At 73.4% G+C, this 15,362-nt stretch carries 12 protein-coding genes; 4 read left to right on the top strand and 8 right to left on the bottom strand.

Annotation, left to right across the window (positions count from 1 at the left end; translation table 11 throughout):
* Positions 1-14: 14 nt before the first annotated feature.
* From EDD34_RS20965 to EDD34_RS19140, 3 genes are read right to left on the bottom strand one after another with little or no spacing between them, the layout of a single operon-like run.
* Positions 15-1,232, bottom strand: a complete 1,218-nt coding sequence (locus EDD34_RS20965; protein WP_246012575.1) for a type II secretion system F family protein — start codon at positions 1,230-1,232, stop codon at positions 15-17.
* Positions 1,226-2,386, bottom strand: coding sequence for a TadA family conjugal transfer-associated ATPase (locus tag EDD34_RS19135; protein WP_123815974.1), 1,161 nt, complete (start codon positions 2,384-2,386; stop codon positions 1,226-1,228). The genes EDD34_RS20965 and EDD34_RS19135 overlap by 7 nt, the downstream gene beginning before the upstream one ends.
* Positions 2,383-3,093, bottom strand: coding sequence for a CpaE-like family protein (locus EDD34_RS19140; protein WP_123815975.1), 711 nt, complete (start codon positions 3,091-3,093; stop codon positions 2,383-2,385). Before EDD34_RS19140 ends, EDD34_RS19135 begins: the two co-directional genes overlap by 4 nt.
* A 289-nt stretch (positions 3,094-3,382) precedes the next feature.
* Here EDD34_RS19140 and EDD34_RS19145 point away from each other — a divergent pair, with 289 nt between their 5' ends.
* The gene (locus EDD34_RS19145; protein ID WP_211341641.1) at positions 3,383-4,213 is read left to right on the top strand and encodes an HAD family hydrolase; all 831 of its coding nucleotides are present in this window, start codon (positions 3,383-3,385) and stop codon (positions 4,211-4,213) included.
* 19 nt (positions 4,214-4,232) lie between these two features.
* Here the strand turns inward: EDD34_RS19145 and EDD34_RS19150 are convergent, their stop codons facing one another.
* Positions 4,233-5,003 carry an enoyl-CoA hydratase/isomerase family protein gene (locus tag EDD34_RS19150; protein WP_123816677.1) on the bottom strand — a complete coding sequence of 257 codons (771 nt, stop codon included), beginning with the start codon at positions 5,001-5,003 and terminating at the stop codon, positions 4,233-4,235.
* A gap of 73 nt (positions 5,004-5,076) precedes the next feature.
* Here EDD34_RS19150 and EDD34_RS19155 point away from each other — a divergent pair, with 73 nt between their 5' ends.
* On the top strand, positions 5,077-5,724 hold the full coding sequence (locus EDD34_RS19155; RefSeq protein WP_123815976.1) for a TetR/AcrR family transcriptional regulator: 648 nt from the start codon (positions 5,077-5,079) through the stop codon (positions 5,722-5,724).
* A 7-nt stretch (positions 5,725-5,731) separates the two neighbouring features.
* Here EDD34_RS19155 and paaZ read toward each other — a convergent pair whose 3' ends face one another.
* Both paaZ and EDD34_RS19165 read right to left on the bottom strand, forming a co-directional pair.
* Positions 5,732-7,897: a phenylacetic acid degradation bifunctional protein PaaZ gene (paaZ, locus tag EDD34_RS19160; protein ID WP_123815977.1), complete on the bottom strand. Its 2,166-nt coding sequence runs from the start codon at positions 7,895-7,897 to the stop codon at positions 5,732-5,734.
* Complete coding sequence (locus EDD34_RS19165) at positions 7,894-8,763, bottom strand: enoyl-CoA hydratase/isomerase family protein (protein WP_123815978.1); 870 nt, start codon at positions 8,761-8,763, stop codon at positions 7,894-7,896. The genes paaZ and EDD34_RS19165 overlap by 4 nt, the downstream gene beginning before the upstream one ends.
* 162 nt (positions 8,764-8,925) lie before the next feature.
* On the opposite strand from EDD34_RS19165, the gene EDD34_RS19170 reads away from it, so the two are divergent.
* Positions 8,926-10,044: a DNA glycosylase AlkZ-like family protein gene (locus EDD34_RS19170; RefSeq protein WP_123815979.1), complete on the top strand. Its 1,119-nt coding sequence runs from the start codon at positions 8,926-8,928 to the stop codon at positions 10,042-10,044.
* Between the two features lie 48 nt (positions 10,045-10,092).
* Here EDD34_RS19170 and EDD34_RS19175 read toward each other — a convergent pair whose 3' ends face one another.
* A complete protein-coding gene (locus EDD34_RS19175) occupies positions 10,093-11,730 on the bottom strand; it encodes a thiamine pyrophosphate-binding protein (protein WP_123815980.1) in 1,638 nt (545 codons plus the stop codon).
* A 70-nt stretch (positions 11,731-11,800) separates the two neighbouring features.
* The gene (locus tag EDD34_RS19180; protein ID WP_246012576.1) at positions 11,801-12,475 is read right to left on the bottom strand and encodes a GntR family transcriptional regulator; all 675 of its coding nucleotides are present in this window, start codon (positions 12,473-12,475) and stop codon (positions 11,801-11,803) included.
* A 697-nt stretch (positions 12,476-13,172) separates the two neighbouring features.
* Between EDD34_RS19180 and acs the strand changes: the two genes are divergently transcribed.
* Positions 13,173-15,215 (top strand): acetate--CoA ligase, encoded by a 2,043-nt coding sequence (gene acs / locus EDD34_RS19185; protein ID WP_123815982.1) that lies wholly within the window; start codon positions 13,173-13,175, stop codon positions 15,213-15,215.
* Positions 15,216-15,362 lie beyond the last annotated feature (147 nt).

The raw sequence follows: 15,362 nt of genomic DNA on the forward strand, positions 1-15,362 counted from the left end.
ACGCCGACGATCCGTCAGGCACCGAGCAGGTCGATCCCCAGCGCGAACAGCACCGGGATCAGCCCGACCAGCACGAACGCGGGCAGGTAGCAGCACCCGAGGGGGAGCACCAGGCGTACCCCGAGGCGGGCGGCGGCAGTTCGCGCCGCCGCGCTCCGCTCCCGGCGGATCTCCTGTCCCGCGGCACGCAGCGCCGCGCCCGGTGCCGCCCCGTCGAACCAGGCACCACGCAGCGCTCGCCTCACGGGCACGAGGGCATCCGGCGCGCCCGCCCACGCCGGCTCCCATCGCGCACCGAGCACCAGCGCGTCGGCCGCTCCGCGAAGCGTGGCCCCGCTGAGCCCGCCGACCGCGTGCCCCACCGCACCGAGCGCCCGCGGAACCCCGGCCCCCGCACCGAGAGCCGCCGCCAACAGGTCGAGCACCACCTGCGCGTCCACCTCGCCGCCCGGTGGCCGGCCCCGTGCCAGCGCCACCAGGCGGGTGGTCCAGGCCCATCCGGCCAGCAGGAACGTCACGCCGAGGGCCATGGCGACGCTGCCGAGGCCGCCGTCCGTCGCCACACCGATCGTGTCGGCGCCGAGCAGCCACCCGAGACCCGCTCCGGCCGCGGGCAGGCAGAGAATGACGCGAGCGGTCGCGCGTGGTCCGGCGAGCGCCGCATCGCGTTCGGCCCGCGCCTCCGCGTCCCGCACGAGCGAGTCCGCCACCGATTCCAGCACCTGGCCCAGTGGGGCCCCGACGTCGAGTGCGAGCCGGGTCGCCGCCACGACCGCCCGAGCGCTCTCCGGCCCGAGCAGGAGCCGCAGAGCGTCGCCGTCGGGCACGCCCGACAGGTCCACCGGGACTCCGGCGGCCCGTGACCACGCCGCCCCCGGTGAGGCACCCGCCCGCAGCAGCGCGACCACCTGCAGCACGGTCACGCGCACCGGGACGCCCCGCCCCCGCACCCCACGCGCCGAGCGCCCGGTGCGCCGACCGCGCCCCCCGCCACGCCCTCTCTCGCGCACGTCCGCCCCGCCTTGCGCTCCGTCCGCCGTCGCGGGACGCCCCGCGTACCGAGAATCCGGATCGGGACCGTCTGGGACCATGCCAGGACCGGGCCGGGCCTTGATCCCCAGTTCGCTCACCCGGCGCCCGCCCGGCGCCAGGGCGAGGTGCACAGCCGCCGCGACGAGGACCCCGACGACAAGAACCGGGATGTCGCCCTCGCCCGGTTCGACGCTCACCACGGCCCGAACCGCCCGGTCAGCTCCCGCCACACGGGCGGATCCACCTCGAAGGCACCGTGGCCGCCCCACCAGGCCGCGGGTCGCACCACGAGCTCGCCACGCCCGTCCCGGCCCACCACCCCGACCTCCGCGAGGAATCGCACGCCACGCTCGCGCCGCAGGTGGAGGACGACGTCGAGCGCCCCGGCCGCCTGTGCCGCCACCGCTTCCCGCGGCATCCCGGCCAGCGCCGCGAGCGCCTCCAGCCGCGCCGGGACCACCGCGACGGCGTTGGCGTGCAGCGTCGCGAGGCCGCCGTCGTGCCCGGTGTTCATCGCCAGCAGCACCTCACGCACCTCGGCGCCGCGGCACTCGCCCAGCACGATCCGGTCGGGCCGCATCCGCAGGGCGTCCCGGACCAGGTCGGCGAGGGTGACGCCACCGGCGCCCTCGACGTTGGCGCGCCGCGCGGCGAGGGGCATCACGTGCGGGTGGTGGGGCGCGAGCTCGCGCGCCTCCTCCACGGTCACGATCCGCTCCCCGGCGCCCACCAGAGAGAGCAGAGCGGCGAGCAACGTCGTCTTCCCCGTTCCCGTACCCCCGCTGATCAGGATGTTCGCGCGGCGCTCCACCAGGGCACGGAGCAGCCCGGTCCAGTCCGCCGGCAAGGCCCCGCTCGCCACGAGTTCGTCGAGCGTGAATGCCCGGGTGCGCAGCACACGGAGCGAGATCGCGGCCCCGGCCGGCGCGAGGGGCGCCAGGACGGCGTGCAGCCGGGTCCCGTCCGGCAGGCGTGCGTCGACGCTGGGCTGGGCGTCGTCCAGGCGCTGCCCGCCGATCGCCGCCAGCCGCACGGCGAGGGCCCGCACGTCCGCGTCCCCGCCCAGGGCCACCGGGACGCGTTCGAGACCCCGCCCCTGATCCACCCAGACGTCGTCGGGCCCGTTGACCAGCACGTCGGTGACCTCCGGTCCGTCGAGCAACTCCTGCAGCGGGCCGGCGCCGAGCAGTTCGGCCCGCGCCGCCCGCTCCAGCACCTTCAGCGCGGTGGAGCCCAGCACCCGCCCGCTGTCCCGCACGGCCTCCCGGACCGCGCCGGAGGAGTCGACACCGCCTCGCACCACTCGTGCCCGCACGTCGTCCAGCAGCTCCGGGTCGAGCGCACCGGCCGTCACAGCGCCGCTCCCAGGTCCGCCGCGAGGCGTGCCACGGCGTTCCGGCGACCGGTCGGCAGCCCGTCACCCCGCTCGACCGCCCCGGGCAGGGACCGGTCGCGCTCCAGGACGCCGTCCACGGACAGCCCGAGGGCCGCCCCGAGCGCATCCGGGTCGACCTGTCCGGGCGCGGGCCCACGCACCACGACGCGCACATCGCGCGCACCGGCCGCGACGAGCTGGTCCCGCACCAGTTCGGCGCCCGCGGCGCCGGGGAAGGTCAGCGGCGTCACGAGCACCGCCACATCGCATCCCTGCAGCAGTGCGCGCACCGGGCCGGTCCAGGAGCTCGGTCGCGGCAGATCGAGCACCACGGTGCGGCCCGATCGCACGATCCCGGCGCACACGTCGAGCACGACGTCCTCCGACGGCGGTCCGGACCGCCGCCGTCCGCTGACCACCGGGACGCCACGCCAGGAGGGCAGTGCGGCGGCCAGGGCGTCTCCGTCGACCTCGCCCCGTGCGGTGGACAGCTCGGGCCACCGCACGCCCCGGGCCTCCTCGATGCCGAGCAGGATCTCGACGCCGGGCGCCGCGGTGTCGAGGTCGACGAGCACCGTCGCCTCACCTCGCCCGGCCATCCCGAGCGCGGCCGCGGCGGCGACCACGGTGGCTCCCACACCTCCGCTCGCCCCGGTCACGGCGATCACCCGTCCGTTCGGCCCCATGTCGGTCCCCCTGTCCGCCGGGCACCCCGGCCGTTGCCTCACCGCCGTCGCCCGGCGCGTGACGACCAGCCTTCCTCGCCCTCGGCCGCCCCGGGCCGCCTTCCGGCGCTGCCTGTCGACAAACCGGGGATGCACCCTCCTGTGGTCGGCGTCGCGCCCTTGTGACACCGGCACGACGGCACTTCCGATCGCGCCGCGCCCGGCCACGGATCGTCGCGAGCGGGTGAAATATTCGTGCCTTCCGCTCGCGGACATCGGTCAGATCGGACAGGCCCGCTAGGCTCGAACGGTGACCGACGAGGAGTCCCTGAACGTCCTGCCAGGCTTCCCCACGGACAGCACCGCGGCGTTCTTCGACCTGGACAAGACGATCATCGCCACGAGTTCGTCCCAGGCGTTCTCGAAGCCGTTCATCGCCGGCGGGCTCATCAGCCGCGCCGACGTGCTGCGCAGCGCGTACGCGCACTTCCTGTTCCTCGTCGGCAACGCGGACGAGGACCAGACGGAGCGGATGCGCGCCCACCTCAGCGCGCTCGCGCGAGGCTGGGACGTGCGCAAGGTCCGCGAGATCGTGGCCGAGACGGTCCACGAGCACATCGACCCGTACGTGTACGCGGAGGCGGTCCAGCTCATCGAGGATCACCATGACCTCGGGCACGACGTCGTCGTCGTCTCCGCCTCGGGCTCCGAGCTGGTGGAGCCGATCGCCGCGGCGCTCGGCGCCGACCACGTCCTGGCCACCCACATGGAGGTGGTCGACGACCACTACACCGGCGAGATCGACTACTACAACTACGGTGAGAACAAGGCGTCGAGCATCCGCGAGCTCGCCGCCCGCGAGGGCTACGACCTCGCGCAGAGCTACGCCTATTCCGACTCCATCACCGACGCCCCGATGCTGGGCGCCGTCGGTCACGCCTTCGTGGTGAACCCGGACCGCACCCTGCGCCGGCTCGCCGCCGAGTCCGGCTGGGGCCAACTGCAGTTCAGCAAGCCGATCGCGCTCCGGCCACGAGTCGAGCCGATCCCCGTCGCCGCCGTCGTGGGAGGAGTCGCCCTCGCGGTGTCGGCATTCTTCGTCATCCGCCACCTCCGACGCCGCCGGCGCCGCTCTCAGTGACCGGTCGCCCGCACCCCACCTACCTCCCGCGGAACTCCGGCCTCCGCTTCTCCTGGAACGCCGCGAACCCCTCGACGTAGTCGGCGGTGTCCCGCAGGGCCGCCTGCCCCTGGTTCTCCCGCTCCATCGCCGCCCAGAGCCCGATCCGCCCGTCCCGGATCTCCGCGACGATCTCCTTGCTCGTGGTGAAGGCCGTCGTCGGGCCCGACGCCGCTCGTCGCGCCGCCTCGCGTGTCGCGGCGACCACCTCGTCCGCCGGGAAGCTCCGTGAGAACAGACCCGACCGCACGGCCTCCGCACCGCTGAGCAGGTCACCCGTGTAGATCAGGTCCAGCGCACGATGCGCGCCCAACCGCTCCACGAACAAGGCGTGACCGCCGGAGTCGAGCACCGCGCCGAGCCGGCCGAACGGCGAGCCCACCTTCGCGTCGTCGGCCAGGTAGACCACGTCGGCCGCGATGAGCAGCCCGAGCCCCACCCCCAGGCAGGCCCCGTGTCCGACGGCGAACGTGGGCGCGGGGAAGTGCGCGAGGCGGCGCAGCACGGGTTCCACCCGCCCCGCGAGGAACCCGAGCACGTCGTCGGTCGTTGGGTCCACGCCGGCGATGTCGCGGCCCGCGCAGAACGCCTTGCCCTCACCGCGCAGCAGCAGCGCCCGCGCGCCCTCCGCCGCGGCACCGGTGAGCGCGTCGTCGAGCTCGTCGAGCCCGGACTCGTCGAGGGCGTTGAGCCGGCCGGGGGCGTCGAGCACCACCTCGGCGACGCCGTCGTCCAGGGACATGCGGATCATCATCGACCTCCTCGCCGGGCGGACCTGCGTCGGCAACATTACCAACCGATCGTTCGGTCAATATAGTGACGGCATGACAGACCAGCACGTCCCGCCCGCACCGCCGCGCCGGGGACGCCCCGGCTACGACCGGCAGGGCCTGCTCCACGTCGCCGTCGAGACCTTCATCGAACGCGGTTACGACGCGACGTCGATCGCGACGCTCGCCGACCGGCTGGGCCTGTCCAAGTCGGCCATCTACCACCACTTCTCCTCCAAGGAGCAGATCCTCGCCGCCGCGCTGGACGAGGCCCTGGACGGCCTGGAGGCCGCCCTCGTCCGGGACGACGGCGCGGGCGGGTCCCCGGCCGGCAGCCGTCGGACCGAGGGCACCCCGACCGCCGTCGGACACCTGGAGCACGTCCTTCGCGAGGCCGTCCGCGTCCTCGTGGATCGGCTCCCCTACGTCACCCTCCTGCTGCGTGTCCGCGGCAACACCGCCACGGAGCGCGCGGCCCTGGCTCGGCGCCGCGCGTTCGACAAGCAGGTCACGGCCCTCATCGAGGCCGCGCAACGGTCGGGCGAGCTCCGCGCGGACCTCGACCCGCGCGTCGCGGAACGCCTGATCTTCGGGATGATCAACTCGATCGTCGAGTGGTACCGCCCCGGCGGTCGCGAATCGGCGGACAGCCTGGCCGACGACGTCGTCACCCTGGCGCTGAACGGCCTCCGGGCACCCTGACCCGGGCCTACCCCCGCGGCCACTCCTTCGCCACGAGCGTCAGCACGTCGTAGGTCGCCACCGTCTCGTCGTCCTGGTTGCGCAGCACCGCGTCCCAGCGGACCTCGCCGTGGTCGTCCGTCTCGCGCGGGATGATCTGCTTGGCCGTCAGGGTCACGGTGACCGCGTCCCCCGGCGACACCGGTGTGAGGAACCGCAGGTTCTCCAGGCCGTAGTTCGCCAGCACCGGCCCGGGGTCGGGGTCGACGAACAGCCCCGCCGCGAACGACACCAGCAGGTATCCGTGCGCCACCCGCCCGGGGAAGAACGGGTTGGCCGCGGCGGCGGTCTCGTCCATGTGGGCGTAGAACCTGTCGCCGGTGAACGCCGCGAAGTGCTCGATGTCCGCCAGCGTCACCTCGCGCGGCCCCGCCACGACCTGGTCACCGACCCGCAGCTCCGCCAGGGACTCCCGGAACGGGTGCACGACGGCGGTCGCGGCTGAGCCGGCTCCGGACGTGCCCTCCCCGGACGCCTCGCTCCCCCGCACCGGCGCCCCGGTGTGCCACACCCCGGTGAGCTCGGTGAGCATCCGCGGCGACCCCTGGATCGCGGTGCGCTGCATGTAGTGGTGCACGGCACGGACGCCGCCGAGCTCCTCGCCACCGCCCGCACGGCCCGGGCCGCCGTGCACCAGGTGCGGCACGGGCGAGCCGTGCCCGGTCGAGGTGCGGGCGTCGTCCCGGTCGAGGAACAGCACGCGGCCGTTGGCCGCGCACAGGTGCCCGAACAGGGCGGCGGCCACGGCGGGATCGCTCGTCGCCACGGACGTGACGAGCGAGCCACCACCACGCACGACGAGTTCTCCGGCATGGCCGACGTCCCGGTACCCCACCACACCGGCGACGGGCCCGAACGCCTCCACGTCGTGCAGCGCGGACGCCTCGGCGTCGTCGAACCGGAGCAGGAGCGGCGCGGCGAACGCACCGTCCGGCGCCGGCCCGACGGTCCCGTCGGCGCGCACCACCTCGGGCGGCGTCGTGTGGTCGGCGGGCCCGGCCGCGATCCGGCCGCCCGCCCCGATCAGCTTCTCCACCTGCCGGTACAACTCGTCACGTTGCCCGAGGGAGGCGAGCGGCCCCATCGTGACACCTTCGGCGCGCGGGTCGCCGACGACCACCTTCTGCTCGAGACGCGCGGCCACGGCGGCCACGACGTCGTCCACGAGCGCCTCCGGCACGATCGCACGACGGATCGCCGTGCACTTCTGCCCGGTCTTCGTGGTCATCTCGGTCACCAGTTGCCGGACGTACGCGTCGAACTCGACGGACCCCGGGACGCCGTCGGGTCCGAGCACGCTCGCGTTGATCGAGTCGGCCTCCGCGTTGAACCGGACCCCCTCGCCGACCGAGCCGCGCAGCCGACGCGCGGTGTCGGCGCTGCCGGTGAAGGCCACGGAGTCGCCGAGCCGCAGGTGCCCCAGCAGGTCCCGCGCGCCGCCCGAGACGAGCTGCAGCGAACCGTCGGGCAGCAGGCCGGCGTCGACGAGGACACGCACCCAGGCCTCGGTGAGGTAGGCGGTGGGCGTCGCGGGCTTGATCACGGTCGGCACACCGGCCAGGAACGCGGGCGCGAACTTCTCCAGCGGCCCCCACACGGGGAAGTTGAACGCGTTGACCTGCACCGCCACACCCGTCAGCCGCGTGTACACGTGCCGACCGAGGAACGAGCCGTCCTTCGACAGCACCTCCGGCGGGCCGTCCAGGATCAGGTTCGCGTTCGGCAGCTCGCGCCGTCCCTTGGACGAGTAGGTGAAGAGCACGCCGATGCCGCCGTCGACGTCGAACGCCGAGTCGCGCGCGGTCGCGCCCGTGCGCGCCGAGACCTCGTAGAGCGCGTCCTTGTGCGCGGTGAGCTCGAGCGCCATCCGCTTGAGCAGGACGGCGCGCTCGTGGATCGTGAGGTCACCGAGGGCCTTCTGCCCGACGTCGCGTGCGTGGTCCAGCACGGCGACCAGGTCGAGGCCGTCCGCGGAGACGCGGGCGACGGGCTCGCCGGTCGAGGCGTCACGGACGACGACGGCCCGGGTGGGCTCGGCCGCGTCGGCGGCGGTACCGCCGGGTGTGCTCGCGTCGGCCGGGGTCCACCAGCCGTCGCGGACGTACGACGGCAGCACGGGCACGGTGTTCGTCATCGCTTCTCCTTCGTCACTGCGGGCAGGGGTGTCGCCGCTTGCTCGGGCTCCGCTCGGGGTGCGTGCCGCGCTTCCCGGCCCGCGCCCTCCACGTCGCCCGCCGGCTGCGCCGGGTCGCGGCGCCTCCGGTCCAGGAAGGCCGACATGCGCCGGCGCTTCTCCTCGCTCTCGAACAGCTCTGCCTGGAGGTCCAGCTCGATCCGGGGGTGCTGGTCGGGCCGGGCCCGCAGAGCGGTCTTGGTGTGCCGGACGGCCTGGGGGGCCAGCCGGGCGATCCGGTCGGCGAGGTCGTGCGCCGCCGGGAGCAGGTTCTCGGGCTCGTGCAGAGCGGTGACGACGCCCCAGGCCAGGGCCTCGTCCCCGGTCAGGACGCGTGCGGTGAGCAGCATCTCGTGCGCACGGGTGGCGCCGACCATCGCCGGCAGCCGCCAGGTGGCGCCCGCGGCGGGCATGATCCCCAGGGTGGGCTCCAGGCTGCCGATCCGCATCCGCGGTGTGCCGATGCGGAGGTCCGCCGCGTAGGCCAGCTCGGCGCCGCCGCCGAGGGCGTAGCCGTCGATCGCGGCGATCACGGGCATGGGGAGCGCGGCGATCCGGTCGAAGACGTGGGTGTTGATCCCGGCGCGGGCGTCGGCGGCGCCGCGGTCGAGGAGTTCGGCGATGTCGGCGCCCGCGGCGAGGTCGCCGTCCGCGCCCGTGAGGATCAGCGTGCGGGGCTCGGCCTCGAGCTCGGCGCACAGCGCGTGCAGCGCCTCGACCGTGGCGAGGTCGACGGCGTTCCGGGCGCCGGGCCGGTCCAGCGTGGCGACGACACGGTCGGCCGACCGCTCCACCCGGAGCGGGCCTCTCTCCTCGCGCTGGGGCATGTGCACTCCTCGACGACGCCGTCCAGGTCACCTGATCGGAATTAGTGACCGATCGTTCAGGAATCATCCTGCCACACGGGGCGGGCGAGGGAAACCGTCGAGCCTGGCGCGCGCCGCTCCGCAGGGCCACCGCGTGTCAGACACCCGCCGTACCCTCGCTCCATGCCAAGCACGCACCGGCTCTCCGTCACCCAGGCACGGCGCATCGCGCTCCGCGCCCAGCTGCTCGATGCCCGGCGGCCGGTCGATCTCGTGCACACGGTGGAGGACCTGACGTACCTGGCGGTGGACCCGACGTCGGCCGTCGCGCCCGCGACCGACCTGATCGCGTGGTCCCGGCTCGGCAGCGGCTACTGGCCGGGCGCCGTCGACGACGCCGTCGCGGACGGCATCCTCTTCCAGTTGCGCGGCACCGTGCGCTCGATGGGAGACCTGCCGCTCTACCTGGAGCAGATGAAGCGGTGGCCGCGGCACGAGGGCCTGCGCGGCTGGCTGCGGGAGAACGAGACCTTCGAGCGGGACATCCTGCGTCTGCTGGACGCCGAGGGGCCGATGCTCGCCAAGGACATCCCGGACACCGCGGTGACGCCCTACCGCTGGGGTGCCGAGGGCTGGAGCAGCCGCCGCAGCGTGGCCGAGATGCTGGAGGCGCTCAGCATGCAGGGCAAGCTCGCCATGGTCGGTCGCAAGGGCCGGCAGCGGCTCTGGGACCTGGCCGAGCGCGCCTATCCCCGGGTCGATCCCGTACCGCTGGAGGACGCCCGGCGGGAGCGGATCGGCCGGCGGCTCGCCGCCGAGGGCATCGCGCGGCCGCGGGTGCAGAGCAGATCGGGCGACGGCGACGGCTGGTGGACCGAGCTACCGGGCGAGCCCGTCGAGGTCGATGGGGTGGACGGCCCGTGGCGGGTGGACCCGGAGCTCCTGGAGCGCGCCGACGACGACTTCGAGCCCCGCACCGCCCTGCTCTGCCCGTTCGACGCCCTCATCGCCGACCGCAAGCGCCTGCTCGACCTCTTCGACTACGAGTACGTCCTGGAGATGTACAAGCCGAAGGCGCAGCGACGCTGGGGGTACTTCGCCCTGCCGATCCTGCACGGGGACCGCTTCGTCGGGAAGCTCGACGCCAAGGCGGACCGCCGGGCGGGCGTGCTGAACGTGTTCGACGTGCACGAGGACCTGCCGTTCGACGGCCACCTCATGGACGCCGTGCACGCCGAGGTGGAACGCCTCGCCTCGTGGCTGAGCCTGGGTGAGGTGCGCTACGCCCGGGGCGACGAGTAGGGGGCGGACGCCGGCCGTTCGACGCCCGCGCCCGCCCCGGCGAATGCCTCAGCGCTTCGCCTGCTCCGCCATCTCGTGCATGTACGGCGCCACCACCTCGGGCGACACCTTCGCATCGACCAGGAGCGTCCCGCGCGCGCCGTGCCGGACCCACTGGACCACCCAGTCCAGGTCGGTCGGCCGCGTCACGGTGACGGCCTGCGCGCCGAACCCTCGGGCGATCGCGGCGAAGTCCATCTCGCTCACGCGCATCACGTCCTGGTCCAGCCCTTGCGATCCGTACTGGTGCACCTCCGCACCGTAGACGGCGTCGTTCACGACGATCACGAGAGTCGAGCTGCCGAGCCGCACCACCGTCTCCAGGTCGGCGATGCCCATCACGCCGCCGCCGTCGCCGGTCACGATGACCGTGAGCATGTCGGGCCGCGCCACGAGCGCCCCCGGTGCGGACGGGAAGCCGAGCCCGATCGACTGGAAGGCCGTCCCGACCAGTACCGTCGCGTCGGCCCGGGGGACCGACAGATAGCTGGGCGCCCAGCCGATGAAATGACCGCCGTCGGACACCACCTGGCGGTTCTTCGGCAGCATGCGGTCCAGGTAGGTGAACAGGGAACGCGGGTCCAGGCGCCCGTCCCGGGCGACGCCCTCGCCCGTGTCGCGCACGTGGTGCAGGTCGCGCTCCCCCGCTTCGTGGGCCACACCGCACCAGGGTTCGGGCGGCGTCTCCCCGGCCTCGAGCGCTCCCAGCAGCGCGATGACGGTCCGGCCGACGTCGGCCCGCAGGTGCAGGCCGACACTCGCGTGCGTCGGCCGGGCGGCGAGATCGACCTGCACCACCTTCGCTCCGGGGGCGAAGGCCGTCCCGAACGCGGTCTGGAAGGTGTTCAGGCCCGCACCGAGCACGAGCACGACGTCGGCCTGTCGGATCAGATCCGCCGCCGGCGGGGAGGCGAAGCCGCCGCACACGCCGATGTCGTACCGGCGCCCGCCGAACAGGCCGCGCGCGGGGGCGGACGTCGCCGTGAGCGCGCCGATCCGGTCGGCCAGCAGGCGCACCTCGGCAGCGGCGGCCACCGCACCCCGACCCGCCAGCACGAGTGGGCGCTTGGCGTCCCCGACCAGCGCGGCGACGGCCTCGATCTGTTCCTCGCGCGGCTCCGGCAGGTCGAGCTGCGGGTCCAGCGCGGGGACGGTCGCGTCCCGGGCCTCCGCGGTGGCCTGGTCGTACGGGATGCCGAGGACGACGGGCCGGCGACGAACCAGGGACTCCTGGACGGCGGCGACGGTCTGCTTCCCGGGCGCGGCGGGGTTCACGTGCCGCACCAGGGCGCCGGTCGCCCGCGCGATCGCCGCCTGGTCGACGTCGGACTCCCGCGGGCCGCTCGCGGGGGCGTCACCCGTCACCAGCAGCATCGGGGTCCGGGCGAGTGCGGCCTCGGCGAGCGGGGTCACCGCGTTGGTGAAGCCGGGGCCGTAGGTGGTGGTCGCGACCGCGAGGCGGCCCGTGACCCGGTGGTAGGCGTCGGCCGACGCGACGGTGGCGGCCTCGTGGCGCACCGCGGTGACCCGTGCGTCGGTGCGGCTCAGGGCATCCAGAAGATGGGCGTTCCCGTTGCCCATCAGGGCGAAGACTTCGTCGGCGCAGGCCGCGACGGCGTGGGCGACAGCTTCGGAGACTGTGGTCATGAACGTCGTCGTTCCTCTCGCTCCGCGGGCCGGGCGGGATCGCCGCCGGCACCGAGACATGGTGTGGGGCTCACGCCCGGGAGGTTCGCCCCCGGGTCGCGAGGTACTCGTTCATCGTGCGCAGCTTGTGGTCCCGGACCGCCCGCTCGACGTCGTCCGGCGGGGCGCCCGAGGTGACGAGCGCGAGGATCCGGTCGTGCTCCTCGACGGAGACCGCCGGCCGGCCGGGCATGGCGGCGAAGCTGGAGCGACGCACCAGCGACATGTGCAGCCACTCGCGCCGCAGCAGCCCGAGCAGGTGCTCGTTGGGGCAGGCCCCGCACAACACCCGGTGGAACTGCTCGTTCAGTGCGGTGAACCTCACCGGGTCGAAGTGGTCGCCCAGCAGGTCCCGCATGTCCTCGTTGAGCGACCGGGCGCGCGCCAGCCGCTCACCGTCCAGGTGGGTCACCGCCAGCCCGGTGGCCGCGCCTTCGAGCCACGCGAGGGTCTGCATGGCATCCGTGTACTGCCCGACGTCGACCCCGCGCACCTCCGCGCCCACGTTCCGGGTGAACGTGACCAGCCCTTCCGCCTCCAGCCGGCGCACCGCCTCGCGCACCGGCACCGGGCTGACGTCGAGCTCGCGCGCGATCTGGTCCAGTACCAGCCGGTAGCCGCTGGTGTACTGGCCCTCCTGGATGCGCTCGCGCAGGGTGCGGTAGACGCGCTCGGACTTGGAGACGCTCGCCGGAGCCTCTGTCACGATCGGTTCCTCCTTCGCAACCATCGTGTTTGATCTCATATATGATCTTACGCCGAGGATCGCGGCTCCGCGGGTGCACTGTCAAGGGGAGCAAAGCATTTTCGGCAACCGCTACCGGTTGGCGAGAAAATTCACTGGGGAGACTCGGCGAGTCCCACTTGCACTCACTCCCCTAACGGTGTGTCATAGGCCACACAGCACCACCAACAGGGGCAAGGGGAACCGCGCGCCGGGTATCCACGTCAGGACTCCCGGCCGCGCCAAGGGTCCGGCGGAGCACGCAGCGCTTGATCACCCTCACCCCGTGGCGAGCGCGACATCCGGCTTGAGGAACCTCCCAGGTGTCGTACTCGTGGGGGACGAGAACTCGCCACCGCGCTGGTCGGGCCCGTCGCAGGGCCGGGATCGCGAACCGCTTCGCGACGGGCCCGACCATCCGGCCGAATCGATACGGCCCATCGCACTCTCGGCCGCCGGCGACGGATCCACCCGGCAGCGCCCTTGACCGGCCCACCGCTCGCCGCCCGATTCTGACCGCTCGCGGCCCTCCGGCTCCCGAATGCGAAGCACGCCTGACGCCGGGAGGTCGGTACGTGATACCTATCACCTGTGGGACTAGACTCCTGTCAGGAGTCCGAACAAACTCGCCCTCACGACTTGAGCACGCCCGCAACGACGCGCACCGGAGGTCCCGACCGTGACAGACACCCAGCCCGCCAGCCCGGCGCCCCAGTCGGGAGGTGGCTCCAGCCCGAGCCTCGAGAACCTGCTGCACGAGACGCGCGCCTTCCCGCCGAGCGAGGAGTTCGCGGCGCAGGCGAACGCCACGGCTGACCTGTACGCGGCGGCCGGGGCCGATCGCCTCGCCTTCTGGGCCGAGCAGGCGAACACCCTGCTCACCTGGAAGACCCCGTTCACCGAGACCCTCGACTGGTCCGGCGCCCCCGTCGCCCGCTGGTTCGCGGACGGCACCCTGAACGCCGCATACAACGCCGTCGACCGGCATGTCGAGGCCGGTCACGGCGACCGGGTCGCCTTCCACTTCGAGGGCGAGCCGGGCGACACACGCACCGTCACCTATGCCGACCTGCAGCGCGAGGTCAGCAAGGCCGCCAACGCCCTCACGGAGCTCGGTGTGCGGACCGGGGATCGCGTCGTCATCTACATGCCGATGCTCATCGAGTCGGTCGTCGCGATGCTGGCGTGCGCGCGTGTCGGCGCGCCGCACTCCGTCGTCTTCGGCGGCTTCTCCGCCGACGCCCTGCGCAGCCGGATCGCCGACGCCGGAGCGAAGCTCGTCATCACGGCCGACGGCGGGTACCGCAAGGGCGCTCCGTCAGCCCTCAAGCCGGCGGTCGACGAGGCGCTGTCACCCAAGGCCGGCGAGCCGGCCACCACGGTCGAGAAGGTGCTCGTCGTCAAGCGGACCGAGCAGGACGTCGACTGGACCGAGGGTCGCGACGTGTGGTGGCACGAGGCCGTCAACGGCGCCTCCGACCAGCACGAGCCCGTGTGGGTCGAGGCCGAGCACCCGCTGTTCATCCTGTACACCTCCGGCACCACGGGAAAGCCCAAGGGCATCCTGCACACCACCGGCGGCTACCTCACCCAGACCTCGTACACCCACCGCAACGTCTTCGACCTCAAGCCCGAGACGGACGTGTTCTGGTGCACCGCGGACATCGGCTGGGTCACCGGACACTCCTACATCGTCTACGGCCCCCTCGTGAACGGCGCCACCCAGGTGCTGTACGAGGGCACGCCGGACACCCCGCACCGCGGGCGTTGGTGGGAGCTCGTCCAGAAGTACCAGGTGTCGATCTTCTACACGGCGCCGACGGCGATCCGCGCCTGCATGAAGTGGGGCGACGACATCCCCGCGGGTTTCGACCTGTCGTCGCTGCGCCTGCTCGGCTCGGTGGGTGAGCCCATCAACCCCGAGGCGTGGATGTGGTACCGCGAGCACATCGGCGGCGGTGCCGCGCCGATCGTCGACACGTGGTGGCAGACCGAGACCGGCGCCATCATGATCAGCCCGCTGCCGGGCGTCACCGCGACCAAGCCCGGCTCGGCGCAGGTGCCGCTGCCCGGCGTCGCGGCCGACGTCGTCGACGACGAGGCCCACGTCGTGCCCGACGGCTCCGGCGGCTACCTCGTGCTGTCCGAACCCTGGCCGTCGATGCTCCGCGGGATCTGGGGCGACCTCGAGCGGTACAAGGAGACGTACTGGTCCCGGTACGAGGGCCTGTACTTCGCGGGTGACGGCGCGAAGAAGGACGACGACGGCGACATCTGGCTGCTCGGCCGCGTGGACGACGTCATGAACGTGTCGGGCCACCGCCTGTCCACCACGGAGATCGAGTCGGCGCTGGTCTCGAACGACATCGTGGCCGAGGCCGCCGTCGTCGGCGCCGCCGACGAGACCACGGGTCAGGCGGTCGTCGCGTTCGTCATCCTCCGCGGGGAGCACGCCGGCCGGGCGGAGACGGACGACGGCGCGGCCCAGGTGCAGACCGAGCTGCGCAACCACGTGGCCAAGGAGATCGGCCCCATCGCGAAGCCGAAGCGCATCCTCGTGGTCCCGGAGCTCCCCAAGACGCGGTCCGGCAAGATCATGCGCCGCCTCCTCCGCGACATCGCGGAGGACCGTCAGGTCGGCGACGCCACGACCCTCGCGGACTCGACGGTCATGGACAAGATCGCGGCGGGTCTCAAGGCCCCGTCCGCCCCGGAGGACTGACGTGTAGGTGTCGTTCGCCAGGAGGCGGGCGGGACGCCCCGGCTGGTGCCGGGGCGTCCCGCCCGCCTCCTGGCGTCCGAGCGCCGGCCAGCCGGAGCGGCAGAAGGTTAATCGTTAAACTTCGCGCCGGACCGTTGCACCCTGGGA

Origin of the sequence: Myceligenerans xiligouense (genome assembly GCF_003814695.1) — a bacterium.
In the GTDB taxonomy this organism is placed as follows: Bacteria; Actinomycetota; Actinomycetes; order Actinomycetales; family Cellulomonadaceae; genus Myceligenerans; species Myceligenerans xiligouense.

Excerpts from the sequence above, each read along its gene's own strand:
- EDD34_RS19155 (WP_123815976.1), top strand. The coding sequence starts at position 5,077 with ATGACAGACCAGCACGTCCCGCCCGCACCGCCGCGCCGGGGACGCCCC.
- EDD34_RS19140 (WP_123815975.1), bottom strand. The coding sequence starts at position 3,093 with ATGGGGCCGAACGGACGGGTGATCGCCGTGACCGGGGCGAGCGGAGGT.
- EDD34_RS19170 (WP_123815979.1), top strand. The coding sequence starts at position 8,926 with ATGCCAAGCACGCACCGGCTCTCCGTCACCCAGGCACGGCGCATCGCG.
- EDD34_RS19150 (WP_123816677.1), bottom strand. The coding sequence starts at position 5,003 with ATGATCCGCATGTCCCTGGACGACGGCGTCGCCGAGGTGGTGCTCGAC.
- paaZ (WP_123815977.1), bottom strand. The coding sequence starts at position 7,897 with ATGACGAACACCGTGCCCGTGCTGCCGTCGTACGTCCGCGACGGCTGG.
- EDD34_RS19175 (WP_123815980.1), bottom strand. The coding sequence starts at position 11,730 with ATGACCACAGTCTCCGAAGCTGTCGCCCACGCCGTCGCGGCCTGCGCC.
- EDD34_RS19165 (WP_123815978.1), bottom strand. The coding sequence starts at position 8,763 with ATGCCCCAGCGCGAGGAGAGAGGCCCGCTCCGGGTGGAGCGGTCGGCC.